Origin of the sequence: Bradyrhizobium valentinum, from assembly GCF_001440405.1 — a bacterium.
In the GTDB taxonomy this organism is placed as follows: Bacteria; Pseudomonadota; Alphaproteobacteria; order Rhizobiales; family Xanthobacteraceae; genus Bradyrhizobium; species Bradyrhizobium valentinum.
In genome coordinates this window covers 18,399-33,026 of record NZ_LLXX01000122.1, presented here as the reverse complement: position 1 = coordinate 33,026, position 14,628 = coordinate 18,399, and the positions used below count along the sequence as shown (strand labels likewise).

Sequence of the window (14,628 nt, the reverse complement as noted above, 5' to 3'; positions counted from 1 at the left end):
GGCGTTCGCGTCAACGCTCATTAATCCAAATCCGCATTTCGCCTTCGCCGCGGTTAGCCCAGCTGAACCACGGAATGAATGTCAGCGGCTGCAGTTGTAGCTGTCCGGGCACTTTGTCGTACTGATAAAGCGCCCTTTCTTCAGAATGCGTGTGTTGCAACCTGGCCCCATCAGCCTGCAGCAAAATCTTGTCGCTAAAGAGACCAGTGCCTTCGATAAGCGAAAACCGGCTTTCTGCAGGAAGCCAAACGTTGTGTAACTCGGTCCCGTTGTCGGCTTCTTCCAGACAATAAATCAAAGGGCCACGCTGGATAGCCACCTTGCCCGCCAAATTGCGAAGTTGCGGATGACCGTATACGCGGCGTACTTCCATCGGCAGCGATAGTTTGACCCGATCTCCCTGCCGCCACGTGCGGCGAATGTGCAAATAGCCCTTGCGCGACTCGCAATTGACAGGTTCGCCGTTCAGGGTCGTCTCCGGCGCGCTGCACCATTCCGGCAGGCGCAGGGCGAGCGTGTGGGCGATTGGCTGTGCAGATTCCACAGCGATTTCCACCTCGTCCCTCCAAGGATAGTTGCCGCTCATGAGCAACAGCAGCGTATGCCCGCCGACCGATACCGCCACGCTATTGCCAATATAGAGATTGATATAGAGCGCGTCGGAGCATGGCGTATAGATGTAATGACCAATTGATGTGAAGATGCGTGCGATGTTCGGCGGACAGCAGGCGCAGCCAAACCAGCGTTGCCGCACCGGCCTGACATGACTGTAGATGCCATTGGACCGCAGCGTTTTGGGATGAACTTCGAGCGGGTTAACATAGAAATAGTGACGCCCATCAAAAGCGATACTGCCCAGGACCGTATTGTAGAACGCGCGCTCCATCACGTCGGCATAGCGACTGTCCACTTCCATCTCCAGCATACGGCGCGCGAACATCATCAGGCCAATCGACGCGCAACTTTCCGCGTACGCAGTATCGTTCGGCAGATCGTAATCACTGCTGAACGCTTCGCCGAAGCTTTGCGAGCCGATACCGCCGGTAATATAGATCTGGCGCTGCACCATGTTTTGCCATAGCCGCAGGCAAGCCTGGCGTTGCTGCTCGTTCTGACGCAGACGCGCGAGATGAGCGACCGCAGTCATGAGGTATACAAACCGAACCGCATGACCGGTTGCGGTCCGCTGTTCCGAAATTGGCAGGTGCGCCTGGCTATAGGCTTTATTTTGCACCGTCAAGGGCACGCCAGATGATTTGACGTGGCAGGATTGCCGGCGTTTCTCGTATTCTATGTCATAGAAGTGCGGCTCTGTGCCGCGTTGCTCCACGAAATAATTGGCTAGCGTCAGATATCGCTGCTCCTGCGTTACTTCGTAGAGGCGCGTCAATGCAAGTTCAATTTCTGGATGGCCATCATAGCCGTGTAACTGATCGCGCCCCGGGCCGAAAACTGTGCCGAGGTGGTCAGCAAGCTTGCAAACGACCTCCAGCAGGCGTCGTTTGCCAGTAGCCAGAAAGAAAGCGATACCCGCTTCAATCAAGTGGCCGGCACAGTAAAGCTCATGGCATTCGGCTAGGTTGCTCCAGCGGTCCTGAGGCGCCTTTAGCATGAAATAGGTGTTGAGATAGCCGTCGCCGCATTGGGCGGCCGCAATCAATTCAATCAGCTCATCGGCGGCTTTCTCCAGGTCCGGATTGGGTGTCTGGCATAGCGACCAAGCAACCGCCTCTAGCCATTTTGCGACATCACTGTCCTGAAAAACCGTGCCGTAGAACTCCCCCTTCGCACGTCCGGCGGCAATACGGAAGTTTTCTACCGCGTGGCTCGGTGTCGCTGCGGGATTGCGGTCGTTCAGCGCGTCCCATTGATAGGGAATCGCCACTTCCGTCACCAAGTGCTGGCATTTCCCAATCAGCGGATCCGAGACCTGTAGGTCGTGAAGATTGACTTCGGCCACATCCCGCTGATTCATCTCGTTTCTCCTTTGTGTGGGGCGAACGGGCGCCTAGCTCAGGCAAGCCAGCTCGCCATGATCGTTGTTGAGGTTGCGGCCTCGAAATTGGCGGCTGCGCAATCGTATTCTCCAGGCGAACGTTGAAGCGCTAGAAATGGAAAGGCTGCCCCCGATGCCGCTGGACGGCGTAGGCCTCAGAAAGGGCTGGTCAAACCGAGCTTCTTTCCAATCTCCTACCGCTGAAATGTCATGCAACAATCACGCTGGAGTCTGTGGGATCACAAACGTCGGGCCCGCCTAAGCCTCGCCGTCAAGCCAGCCGATCTTGCTCTTCAGGAACCGAAAGCCCAGCACCTCGAAGCCGGCGCGCTCCCTGTTGTCCCGGCCGTAACCATGGCCGCCCGCCGCCGGCTCGTAGAAATAGGCCTCGTAGCCCATCGCCTGGAGCTTCGCGGCCATCTTGCGCGCGTGTCCGGGATGAACACGATCGTCACGCCGCGTAGTGGCGATCAGGATCGGCGGGTATTTTTGGCCGCGCTTGGCGGCATGATACGCGGAATAGGTCTTGAGCCACTCCCAGTCATCGAGCTTGTCAGGGTCCCCATATTCTGCAATCCAGCTTGCTCCTGCCAGAAGCTTGGTGTAGCGGCGCATGTCGATCAGCGGGATCGTGCAGAACAGCGCGCCGAAGCGTTCCGGATAGCGCGTCAGCATATTGGTGATGAGGATGCCGCCGTTCGATCCGCCCTGGGCTGCGATCCGCTTCGGCTCCGTCACGCCGCGACGCACGAGATCGGCGGCAACAGCAGCGAAGTCGTCGTGCGACAATTTCTTACCGCCGAGTCGGCCGGCATCGTGCCAGCGCGTACCGAACTCGCCGCCGCCGCGTAAATTCGCCTGCACCGTGGTGCCGCCGCGCTCGAGCCAAAGCTTGCCAAGCGCTGAATTATAGTACGGCCTCACCGAGATCCCAAAGCCGCCGTAGCCGCTCATATGGACGGGCGCATCGCCCGTCTCGTCGGCCGGACCGGTCTGTACATAGGGGATGCGCTCGCCATCAACCGAAATGGCCTCGTGTTGGGTGACCACCAGCCCATCCGCGGTAAAGGTCTTCGGCGCCTGCTTGAGCACGGTCGGATTGCCGACGTTATTCTCGATCAGCATAAGCGAAGCTGGCGTGAGCGGATCCTGGCTCACGGCGAGCAGGTCGCCATTGCTTTCCGATGGATCCCAATCAAGGCGCCAGAGGTCGACGACCCCGATGTCGGGAAGCCCGCGCAGTTGCGCGCGGGTCCACCCTTTATCGGATGGCGTGCAGATCTCGAAGGACGGCCGCAGCTCGTTGAGAACGGAGAGCACAAGCTTGCCTGCACTCCAAGAGAATCCCTGCAGCGCGCGGCGCGGGCCCGGTTCGAAAAGAACCTCGAACTGAGGGTTGCCTCCAAGGAACGCCGCCAACGAGGTGACGAGCACCGTATCCGCGGCATAGGTCCGCTCCGCCACAGACCAGGATTCGCGCGGCTTGATGGCAAGCCAATCGCGATGGGGGAGCATCCAGACGTTGCTTGGCAAATTGATTCTAGTCGTGGCGCCGGATTCGTCACCGAGCCAGCGGGCAAAATTGAAGGCGTCCACCCCGTCGACGAACCACATCCGCGGCGGCGCAACGGTGTGGTCGACATCGCAGCCGGCTCCGACATGATCGGCTGCGATCTCAAAGATCACCGGCGCTTGATCCGCCTGCGTACCGCGACGCCAGAGCCTCACCGTACGCGCATAGCCGGAGGTCGTCGCCATGCCCTGCCCATGAGAGCTCGACAGCACCAGCGTATCGCGATCGAGCCACTCAACCCCGCCCTTAGCTTCCTGCAGGACGAAGCCATCGCTGACAAATGTCTTCGCGCCGGTATCGAACTCACGCAAGGTGACGGCATCGCTGCCGCCGCGCGATAGGCTCAAAATCATCCGTCTATGATCGCCGGCCAGTGAGGCCGTCGCTTTCAGAAGCCAGTCTTGGCCTTCGCTGATAGCGAGCTGATCGATGTCGAGCAGAACTTCCCATGACGGCTTCGGTATGCGAAATTCTTCCAGAGAGGTTCGTCGCCAGACGCCGCGTGGATTGTTGGCGTCCTTCCAGAGATTGTAGAGGTAGCCGCCGCGCCGGCTGACATAGGGGATATTGTCAGGTCGGTCATAAATCGAGGTCAGCGCATCGCGATCCCGCTCCAATGCCGCGCCGCCAAACACCTGCAGCGTCTTGCCATTCTGCCACTCGACAAATTTCAGCGCCTGCGCGCCTTCGATCAGTTCCAACCACAGATAGGGATCATCATCTGGAGCGGAAGGCGTGGGCTTTCCAGCCAGCGACTTTGTCGTCGCGCTTGCTTTGATCACGCTTCACTCCATCCCTGGCATTGACGCGCACTCCCGACATGGCACCGCATCAAAGCTTTCACATATTGCATCCGTAGTTCCTTGATCTGGCCGCCGCGCGGCGTTCATTTAATGCTAATTGCCATGTCTGCATCAGTTCCATCCACTGCTGAAGTTGGTAGTTGATTTGGGCGCGCTCTGACGCATCACATCCTCAACCCTTGGACCCCAAGCTGCCGGTGGCAACTTCATCTTCGATGCTAGCTCGGCTTGTGGCGAGTGGGACGATATTACCGAGCGGCTTGGGCGACACCGTAGATGATAACCGCTGCTGCAAAGCGCCACTCCAAACCGCCTTAAGACACCAAATGCTGGTCGGCTCCGGGCCAAACAGGTCGGAGCGCAATCGATAAGATCTAACAATACAGAAGCAGCTCACTATGCGTGGTCGCGTTGGTGTGGCTATCTTGAATGAACTCTACTCGACTGCGGCACCGGCCTTCACCTGCCGGAACGATACGGGTCGTACACGACAATCGGTTCAACCGGTGGCGCAAGGCGGCTATCTGGGATCGGTCTGATGAATGCTGTCGTCAAGGCTCACGATGGCAGTTCGATTGTAAGCATCCATCAGCACGCCTCCGGGGCCAAAAAAAGAGTGGAGATCGTTGTGTGGGCCGAAGCCGAGGAGGCCTCACCACCAAGACCCACGCGCGGGTCGACACGAAAGCCCCGCAGTCGCCCTCCAAGATCTCGCCCGGTGCGGTCCACGGCGCCTGGCCGACGCCCTGCTCGAGGCCTAGATTTAGGAGACTGGCCAACATAGGCATCTCGCCAAAGGCTTCCCGTGATTGATACTCGGTTTCGAAGTGCCGGCCTCGCTTGTTGCGCTCTACCGGTTCTACGCGCACTGCCGTGTGGGTTCTAAGAAGGTCTTGATGGCCGCCTCAATCGGCCAATTTTTGGCGAAGCTTCTTTCGGCGTCATCAAAGCCGGGGAGCACGGAAGTCGCTCTTCCGCGTAAGCCATTGAGATAATGGCTGAATTGTGCCGAGGCATGATAATGCTAGCGCTAGCTGCTGAAAATCAGCGCCAGGGCCGGGTTAAAACATTCGTATAGTTCTCCAGCTCCTTTCGATAGTTTAGGATCATGAGTAACCAGCTTACTAAGTTCAGGTTCGGACGCTCAGCCACGCAGTTTTTCGCGCTGGCGTTGATGACGCTAACTGCGTTGTACCTTCACGCCCATTCGCCGCGTCGGCGTTCGGCTATTTGGAAATGATATTGGTGTTTTCTCTGATGGGCAGCCTCATAGCCTCTGCCATGCTTTTCATCTTGCCGGTCGCTGCTTTGGCCTACTTCTTTGCGCCGCCCACTTTCAATCTGAATGATCCGCAGGATCTTCCTGTGGTTGTGGCCTTTCTTGTTGCCTCAATTGTTGGAACGCACCTGATCGGAAAAGTCCGCCGAGAAAGGGAGGTTGCGCTTGAGGCCGCAGCCGGGCTGCGGCGCAGCGAGGCTGAGTTGCGCGACCGCGAGAAACAGTGGCGCGAAATCTTCGAGCATAACCCGGTCATGCAATTCACAGTCAATGCCACCGGAATGGTCCTGAACGTCAACACGTTTGGCGCAACACAGCTCGGCTATGCGCCCTCGGAGCTTGTCGGGCATTCCGTGCTGAAGGTATTTCTGGAAGAAGATCGTCCGTTTGTTTGCGAGCGCGTCGGGCTGTGCATTGAAACGGTCGGCCAATCGCACACTTGGGAGATCCAGAAGATCAGGAAGGATGGCTCGGTGCTGTGGGTGCGCGAAAACGCCAAAGCCATGCAGTGGGCAGAAGACAAGCTCGTCGTCCTTATCGCTTGCGAAGATATCACCGAGCGAAAGCGGACGGAAACTGCCCTGCGGCGGAGCGAAGCCCATCTGGCCCAGGCGCAGGAATTGAGCCGCACCGGCAGCTTCGGCTGGAACGTCGCCACCGGCGAGGTCCACTGGTCAAAGGAGACCTTTCGTATTTTCCAATACGATCCGTCGACGAAACCGATCCCGCAACTCGTCGTTGATCGAACCCATCCAGAAGATCGGGCTGCCGTGCGAGAGACCATCGAACGAGCGCTCCAAAACGAAGAGGATTTCGAGCACGAATACCGAGTGCTGATGCCGGACGGCTCGGTGAAGCACCTCCACGCGCTGGCACGAGCCATTAGAACCGCCTCTGGTGATATCGAGTTTGTCGGCGCAGTGACGGATATTACGGCTGCAAAGCAGGCGGAACAGCAGTTGCGTCGTAGCGAGGCCTATCTGGCCGAAGCCCAGCATCTCAGCCACACGGGCAGTTGGTCCTGGGACGTCGACCGTCTCGAATTTGTGTATCGCTCCGCCGAAGTCGATCATCTGTTTGGCTTCGATCCGGAACAGGCTGTATCGATAGAGACCATCCGGTCGCGCATCCATCCAGACGACTTGCCGCGGCTTCAGGAAGTGCCGCGCCAGGCCATCAAAGACAAGGGAGGGCACTTCGAATATGATTTCCGAATCCTTCTTCCAGATGGCGCGATTAGGCGCATACATTCCGTTGCGCACGCCGTGGTCGGCAGCGATGGCAACGTCAGCGAACTCATCGGAACGCATATGGATGTCACCGAGCAACATGCGGCCAGGGAACGACTGGAAAGAGCTCTTGCTGCGTTGCGCGAAAGCGAGCAGCGGTTTCGCGACTACGCCGAAACGGCCTCCGACTGGCTCTGGGAGACCGGACCGGACCACCGGGTCACCCGCTTGTCGGAGCACACCAGCGCAGCAGGCATTCTGGCCACAGAGGTCGTCGGCCTGCTTAGCTGGGAAATTGCGCGCGATGTCGAAGCAGAACCCGAGAAGTGGCGGCAGCATCGGGCGACACTCGATGCACGTCTTCCATTTCGCGATTTCATCTATCGCACCGTCACCCAGATGGGATCTCCAATTTACGTCCGGACCAGCGGCAAGCCATTTTTTGATGCTGCCGGCAATTTCCTCGGCTATCGCGGCGTCAGCACCGACATCACCGCAACCATCCGCGCAGATCAGGCCGAACGAGAACTGCGGAAGGCACAGGCAGAGCTCGCGCACGTGACGCGCGTGACGACGCTGGGCGAGCTGACAACCTCCATCGCCCACGAGATAAGCCAGCCGCTCGCCGCCATTATCACCAATGGCGAGGCTTGTCTGGGTTGGCTTGGTCGCGAGACTCCTGATCTTTCGGAGGCGCGCTGCTCAGTGGAGTGGATCATCGAGGACGGGATTCGGGCGAGCGAGGTGATCCGCCGCATCCGCGCGCTTGCGAAGAAAGGCGAGATCGAGATGGTGCCGGTCGATATCAATGACATCGTCAAGGAGGTAATCGCGCTGGTGACACGCGAGCTGGTCAGCCATCAGGTGTCGTTCCGGACCGAGTTGACGCCGGCCCTCCCCATGATCCTGGGTGACCGGGTTCAACTGCAACAGGTGATCACAAATCTGGTGATGAACGGGATTGAGGCCATGCAGACGGTCAGGGACCGGCCGCGCGAACTGGTGATTCGGTCATCCCAGGACGATATGGGACGCGTGCACCTTGCCGTGACTGATTGCGGTGTCGGGATCACCGAGGACGACGCGGATCGCGTGTTCAATCCCTTTTTTACCACTAAATCAAGCGGCCTTGGAATGGGGCTTTCGATCTGCCGTTCGATCGTGGAGGCTCACGGAGGGAGCCTGTCGATCGCCCGCAAGCAAGAGCCGGGCGCGACTTTTCAATTCGCCCTTCCGTTGCATAAAGAGGTCGTGTCGTGACCGGGCGCTCCGACTCGCCGCACCAAGGCGTAAAGACCGAGGAGTCGAGCGGAAGGGCGATCGTGTTCGTGATTGACGACGACGTCTCAATGCGTCGTTCGCTCGCGAATCTTTTTCGATCGGTGAACCTGGACGTTGCTGCGTTCGGATCGGCGCGGGAAATGCTGCAAGGCAACCTTCCGGAGGTTGCCAGCTGCCTCGTCCTTGACGTCAGGCTTCCTGGATTGAGCGGCCTCGAGCTGCAGACTGAGCTAGCCAAGTTGAACCTTCACATTCCGATTATTTTCATAACTGGCCATGGCGACATTCCAATGAGCGTCAAGGCCATGAAGGGTGGAGCGGTCGATTTTCTTACCAAGCCGTTTCGCGATCAGGAGCTGCTTGACGCTGTCGTCGCCGCGACCGAACGGGATCGCAAGAGGCGGGAAGTTGAGAAGACGGTTGCGAACTTGCAGTCCTTGTTCGAGACCTTAAGCCCACGCGAACAGGCAGTGATGAAACTGGTCGCTGCCGGCCTGATGAACAAACAAGTAGCCGCAGAGCTCGAGCTCGCCGAAATGACCGTCAGGATCTATCGCGGACGGGTGATGAAGAAAATGGGTGCACGGTCGCTGGCCGATTTAGTCAGAATGGCTGAGACCCTCGGAATTTGTGCCAACCACCCCGAATGAGCCCAAGTATGAGTTTACATTTTCATCCCGCAAGCCCACCTTGGTCCACAAGCCTACCCTTTGTCCAGGCGGCTATGCTTCGGCAAGCGCCTTTCCCGCGTTAGGAGGGGATCGTCTTGTCCACGCCTCCGCTCATTTCCATCGTCGATGACGACGGGTCGGTCCGTGCTGCGATAAATAATCTTTTGAAATCCCGCGGCTATATCGTCCATACATTTGTGTCGGCCGAGGAGTTCTTGCGCTCGCCCCATCTGAACGGAACATCGTGTGTGATTGCGGATGTGCAGATGTCGATTATGAGCGGCTTGGACCTGCTGACACATATGCGGGCCCAGGGTTACAGTGCACCGTTCATTTTCATCACTGCCTTTCCCGATGATCGCGTTCGCGCCCGTGCGCTGAGCGCCGGAGCGATTTGCTTCCTGGCCAAGCCCTTCGCTGGACGGCACTTGATCAGGTGCCTCGATACCGCACTGGATAAGTATCGCGGCGGAGCCAGCGCATGAGACGATGAGCACGCAGTCTGCTCAAAGTTCGGATCTGATTTGTGAGCGCGGCCCGCGGGCCGCGCGCTTCGCCATACCACAAGGTCGATGAGGACCTCGGCCTCACGGCTCAACACGTCAGCAATCCTTGGCGATCGGGTTCTTTTATTGACATTCTTCGTTCGCTATTCGTCACCTTGCTTGCGGCCGGCCTCCATCGTGAGTGCTTTGAGGTCTCCGATGAAGCCGTCCGGCCAGTCCTCCGTTGCACTAGCTTAGCTAGTTTCTGTCGCGAAACACCTGCATTTGTGTTGAGGGCGCCATTTCCTCGATAAAACCGGGGCGAATTAGCAGTAGATCTAGCATTCGCCATGTGTTTTGACGCGAGTTTCGTCGCGATTTCATGAGGCATCCGGTAGACGGTGGTGTGGTTGCACTGAAGTGCAGCGGATAAGATTTCCGCCGCAAGGGAGGGACTTGAAGGGATATTGTCAGGCGGCTTTTCGTCTGCGCGATCATCGGTCCGCCAACAGGGCTGCGATCTTCATGAGGTTGTTGGCGAGCACGGCGGCTGCAACCCATAGCTCGAAGCGCTCGCGACCTTCGGCGAGACATTCATGCCGCGACCGCGGAACAATACCGAGATGCGCCCCTCGATGCCGGCGCGAAAGCGCTGGCCGTCCTTGAACTCCCAGCTCTTCTCATAGGCTTCGCGTTCGGGCGCCTTGGTGCCGCCCCGCTGTGGGATGCACACCACCTTGACGCCTTCCTGCTTGCACGACATCACGTTCTTCTCGCTGAAGAAGCCGCGATCCGATCCGTACAATTTGGAGACGTCGCCGAAGGTCTGCCTGTGGCGTACCAGCGAGATAACCACATGCTGTTCGTCGATGGGATTTCCGTCTAGCACGTCATACTGCGTGATCAAGCCGCGCGCGCTTTCGGCGAGGAAGACCTTGTGGCCAAACTCGATCGGCGACCGCGCCTGGCCGCGCTTGATGAGGTCCGTGTGGGGCTCAAAAATCGAATAGAGCTTCTCGGCCGTTGGAACTTGCTCGCCGTTAAGCACACGGCGGCGCGACTGATCTGTCACACGGTCTCCAAGACCACAAAAGTGCTCTATCTCTTTGCGCGTCTCCGCGATGGCCAGATCGGTGATCATATCTTTGCCGCGCGCTTTACGGGTTTGCCGGAGCGCCGTTCGTGCGCTTTCGATGACTTCCTCGGCAATGCCAATGAGTTCGCGATATGTCGCGGTCTGCTGATCCTGGCGCTGCCTTGTGGTCATTCGTTGGATCTCTTGCATCCGCCGCCGCGCCGATCGCGTCCGATCTCGGAACCCCTTGATCCGCCGGCGCTCCAGCGCCGTGGCGAGGCGACCGATCAGGCGCGTGACCACGCGAACGACATCCCACAACAGCGTGTTGTCGGTCGGATGATGAATGTCGGTCTGCACCACCGTGGTATCGACACGCAACTTTTAGCCGTCTTCCAGTCCGAGCTCGACCGCCGCCCGCACCACCAGATCATTGATCTCCTTGAGCCTCTCGGGCGTGAGCCGATTGAAGCCGCGGTGGAACGCATCGTGTCGAGACACTGGCAGACAATAGAAGTCCGTGAACTGGCGCAGCGTGCATCCGTCGGCGATCCGCTCACGTAATTCGCGATAGTTCCAGTTCTTGACGCGCATCAGAACCAGCGAGCGCAGCACCTGTTGCGGCGTCAGGCCGCTGCGACCCGTCTCGGCCTTCTTCAAACCCCGCGTCAGATCGCCGCGGACCTGGTCGATTATGTCCTTCTGGTCGTCAAGAAAATCGGAAATCGCCTGCAGCAACGGCTCATGGCACAGGCCCTGACGCACCAACTCCCAATCAGCAAAACTGACCTGCCGCTCCGCTATCCGGGACACCGCTCAATCCTCGTCGCGCTTCGCAGCTCTGGCGCGTGCGCGCTTGAGCGCCTTGATATATCGCGGCGCCGCTTGGTGCAGCAGATCCTGCAGAGCCCGCCCGTTGTCCAGACTGCGCTGAACCTCCGGCACAAGCTCTTCCGGCACATAGACGGCAACACGACGCCCATTCGCCCGGCCGTACAGAACATAACTTTGATGCTGTTCGCCAGACTGGCACGCCGCGCAATTCTCGCGGATGCACCGGCTACGCCGCAGGCTCAGCGAACCGAGAAGCGCAGGCCAAAGATTCGCCGATTCACGGTCGCTGCTTCATACAACAGTCCGCGCAGATGATTGTCGCCGCGCCGGGATATATGACCGTCATAATCGGCTTCACCCGACTGGTAGCGTCTGGTCGTCAGACCGATCCAGCCGCCCACCGAGCGCGATTTTCTAAAGTTTCCCGGATCCTCGATCGCTGCAACGAAGGAGGAAGTCGTTACCGCGCCGATGCCAGGGATCGACGCAACCAACTGGCATTGCTCACTCGCGCGGGCTGAAGCAACAAGTTGCTTGCTCAATTCAGCGGCGCGGGCGCGCATGCCCCTCCAGGCATCGAGCAACGGCTTGATAATCTGCTTGAGGCCGGCATTGTTCGCCAGCAGGCTGCACACATGGCCCTCAAACACGCGTCCTGCCCCCTTGGGAACGACTAGATCGAACGTCTTCATCAGGCCGCGGATCTGTTTGGACAGCTGGGTTGTCATCCTGAGCAGTTGGTTGCGCGCTGCGACCAGCGTGCGAACCAGCATGCTGTCAAAGCTCTTCACCCGCACCTCGCGGTAAAAGCCGACCTCGGCAAGATGCGAGAGCCCATCCGCGTCATTTGCGTCGGTCTTGTTTGGCGCCATATCTAGCGCCACCTTGGCGTGCCGCGCATCTATGCAAATCGCTGGCAATCCTTCCTGTGTCAGTGCGTGGTAAAACGAGACTGACAAGGGGCCCGTCTCGAACACGACGCGTTCCGCGTTCGATGCACGCTTGCGGATGACATCGGCTATCAGCTTGGGATCGGATGGGCATTTTCCGCGCCAGATCCGCTTGCCTCCTTTGCGCACCGAGACGATTGTATCTTTCAATGACGCGTCGAGGCCGATAAACTGCTTCATGGTTGTCTCCCGTTTGATGCTGGGCCCGGCGTCGAGTCGAGAGCCCGTATTTCATCCTATCGGGGGGCAACCACCTTAATCCAACGCATCACAACCGCGCCGGTGTCCCCACCCCCGCGATTACCCTATGCAATTGAAAGATCGGCTTAGCGCTTACACCCGATCACCTGCGACACCGCATATTTGGGTGGCCGAGCGCCTGTGATTCAAGCTCCCAAATTGGGGTTTAAGGCCGCTGATATAGATCGAGCCAGAACTCGGCGGTTCTCTGGAGCACTCATCATCGTCATGTGGTTGCCTGGAATTGGCACAGCATGAATGGCCGCTGCACTCAAAACTTGGTCCCAACCGCGTATGGGTGAACTGGCCTCTGTGGCATAAAACTGATGTATTTCAACTGGCAGGGATGGAACTTGGTATAACTGCAGCGCCCTTCGAAATTGGGCAATTCTTGCACACCTCAAAGCGTCAATTTCGAGATCATGATCTAGAGATAGCGCCCCAAGTTGCTGCGCCTTTTCAAGCAACTGGGCAACTGAACATTGTCTAGCAAAGTGCTCCAACACTTCGAACCGCTCATCATCCAAGGGCTTGAGAGACTCTAGCACCATTTCTAGTACTATTTTGGCTGGCGACATGCTCAATGGATTTGCAGGTAACGTAACATCGATGAAAGCCATGAATGACACAGTTTCATCGAGGCTTAGTAAGCGCTGGGCAATTGCGTAGGCCAAGAATGCCCCTGAGGAATATCCGGCGAAGCGATATGGGCCTTGCGGCTGAATCTCTTTGATCGCCGAGATTAGTTGCGAGGCTATCGCCTCAAGAGTTGGCGAACAAAGTTCATCGAAGGACGGCCATGGCAGAGCATAGACAGGACAGTCTATGTCCATTTCTTTGACCAAACTGACGACATAGGAACAATCCCCCAAACCTGTGGGAACAAAGAAGAGTGGCGCTTGCGATCCCGTTACACGAACGGATAGCACTCCAGCTGCATTGCGGTGCGGCTGCTGCAACTCAACCTTCGACGTAAGTTTCTGCAAAACAGGGGCTTGGAAGAGGTCGGCGGCGCTGAGCTTCAGCCCAAGATCGAGCGCTCGACTGAGCAACTGCACCGCCAAGAGCGAGTGACCGCCTAGTTCGAAAAAGTGGTCGTGGCGCCCGACCCGCGCTACCCCCAGAAGCTCGGCCCAGAGCTCGGCCAGCGCCGTCTCGATCTCGCCTTGCGGCGCCTCATAGGCGGCGCGCGCATACGCCTCATCCTTAGGCGCCGGCAGGCCCTTGCGGTCGAGCTTGCCGTTCACCGTCAAGGGCAGCGCCGCAAGGTGCACAAACGCCGACGGCACCATGTAGTCCGGCAGCCGCGCACTTAAGTGCGTGCGCAACGTGCCGGCAAGTTCAGCCCCCTCAGCTTCGCCGGCGTGCTCGGCAGTCGTAACGACATAGGCGACCAGCCGCTGCTCGCCGGCGCGGTCCTGGCGCGCCACCACCACCGCGTCGCGCACCGCGGCGTGCTCGACGAGCCGCGCCGCGATCTCGCCCGGCTCGATCCGGAAGCCGCGGATCTTCACCTGGTCGTCGTTGCGGCCCAGAAACGCCAGATTGCCGTCCGGCAGATAGCGCGCAAGGTCGCCGGTGCGGTACATCCGCGCCCCCGGCTCAGTGCTGAACGGATCGGCCAAAAACCGCGCCGCGGTCAGCTCGGGACGGTTCAGATAGCCACGCGCCACCCCCGCGCCGCCAATGTAAAGCTCCCCCACCGCCCCAAACGGAACAGGCGCGCCATCACCATCCAGCAGATAGATCCGCGTGTTCGCAATCGGACGGCCAATCGGGACAACGGCGCCATCAAATCCAGCTCGATAAAACCAAGCTGTCGCGTCAATCGTCGCCTCAGTAGGTCCATAGAGGTTGACAAGTGCCGTCGATGCCAATCGCAGCCATTTAGTGGCTAACCCGTTTCTGAAGAGCTCTCCACCACAGAATATGTAGCGTAGATAATCGATTTCCTTTTGCTCAACGTCAGTGATCCCAAGCAATGCTGAAAGAAGCGACGGAACCAATTGCAGAACCGTCACTCGGTACTTACCCAGCAGACTCAAAATTGTTCGAATATCTAGTTGCCGGTCGAGAGGAAGAAGAATTGAACGTGCCCCGATCGACAAAGGTGTCCATAGCTCCCAAACCGCAGCATCAAAAGAGGGGGAGGTTCGCTGCAAGAAAATGTCGTGGACAGCGAACTGGAATCGATCCGCCTGCCAGATTGTAT

General features: G+C 58.5%; 8 protein-coding genes and 2 pseudogenes. 3 read left to right on the top strand and 7 right to left on the bottom strand.

Annotation, left to right across the window (positions count from 1 at the left end; genetic code table 11):
- Positions 1 to 10: 10 nt before the first annotated feature.
- The gene (locus tag CP49_RS20665; protein ID WP_057852053.1) at positions 11 to 1,975 is read right to left on the bottom strand and encodes a glycoside hydrolase family 127 protein; all 1,965 of its coding nucleotides are present in this window, start codon (positions 1,973 to 1,975) and stop codon (positions 11 to 13) included.
- 279 nt (positions 1,976 to 2,254) lie between these two features.
- On the bottom strand, positions 2,255 to 4,351 hold the full coding sequence (locus CP49_RS20660; protein WP_156438543.1) for a prolyl oligopeptidase family serine peptidase: 2,097 nt from the start codon (positions 4,349 to 4,351) through the stop codon (positions 2,255 to 2,257).
- 1,129 nt (positions 4,352 to 5,480) lie between these two features.
- Between CP49_RS20660 and CP49_RS20655 the strand changes: the two are divergent.
- From CP49_RS20655 to CP49_RS20645, 3 genes and pseudogenes are all read left to right on the top strand, one after another.
- Positions 5,481 to 8,140: pseudogene (locus tag CP49_RS20655) on the top strand (PAS domain S-box protein).
- Positions 8,137 to 8,811, top strand: a complete 675-nt coding sequence (locus CP49_RS20650; RefSeq protein ID WP_057852052.1) for a response regulator transcription factor — start codon at positions 8,137 to 8,139, stop codon at positions 8,809 to 8,811. The pseudogene CP49_RS20655 and the gene CP49_RS20650 overlap by 4 nt, the downstream one beginning before the upstream one ends.
- A 116-nt stretch (positions 8,812 to 8,927) precedes the next feature.
- Positions 8,928 to 9,317, top strand: coding sequence for a response regulator transcription factor (locus CP49_RS20645; protein ID WP_057852051.1), 390 nt, complete (start codon positions 8,928 to 8,930; stop codon positions 9,315 to 9,317).
- Positions 9,318 to 9,840: 523 nt separating this feature from the next.
- Here CP49_RS20645 and CP49_RS20640 read toward each other — a convergent pair.
- From CP49_RS20640 to CP49_RS20625, 5 genes and pseudogenes are all read right to left on the bottom strand, one after another.
- Entirely contained in the window at positions 9,841 to 10,773 is a 933-nt protein-coding gene (locus tag CP49_RS20640; protein WP_057852050.1) for a hypothetical protein, read from the bottom strand.
- A 3-nt stretch (positions 10,774 to 10,776) separates the two neighbouring features.
- On the bottom strand, positions 10,777 to 11,205 hold the full coding sequence (locus CP49_RS20635) for a transposase (protein ID WP_156438542.1): 429 nt from the start codon (positions 11,203 to 11,205) through the stop codon (positions 10,777 to 10,779).
- Positions 11,206 to 11,208: 3 nt separating this feature from the next.
- Positions 11,209 to 11,445 carry a hypothetical protein gene (locus CP49_RS49315; RefSeq protein WP_420807626.1) on the bottom strand — a complete coding sequence of 79 codons (237 nt, stop codon included), beginning with the start codon at positions 11,443 to 11,445 and terminating at the stop codon, positions 11,209 to 11,211.
- A gap of 59 nt (positions 11,446 to 11,504) precedes the next feature.
- A pseudogene (locus CP49_RS20630) lies at positions 11,505 to 12,356 on the bottom strand (IS110 family RNA-guided transposase); the annotation flags it as partial.
- Between the two features lie 206 nt (positions 12,357 to 12,562).
- On the bottom strand, positions 12,563 to 14,628 hold a 2,066-nt coding region (locus CP49_RS20625; RefSeq protein WP_156438552.1), incomplete at its 5' end, for an AMP-binding protein.

Excerpts from the sequence above, each read along its gene's own strand:
- CP49_RS20665 (WP_057852053.1), bottom strand. The coding sequence starts at position 1,975 with ATGAATCAGCGGGATGTGGCCGAAGTCAATCTTCACGACCTACAGGTC.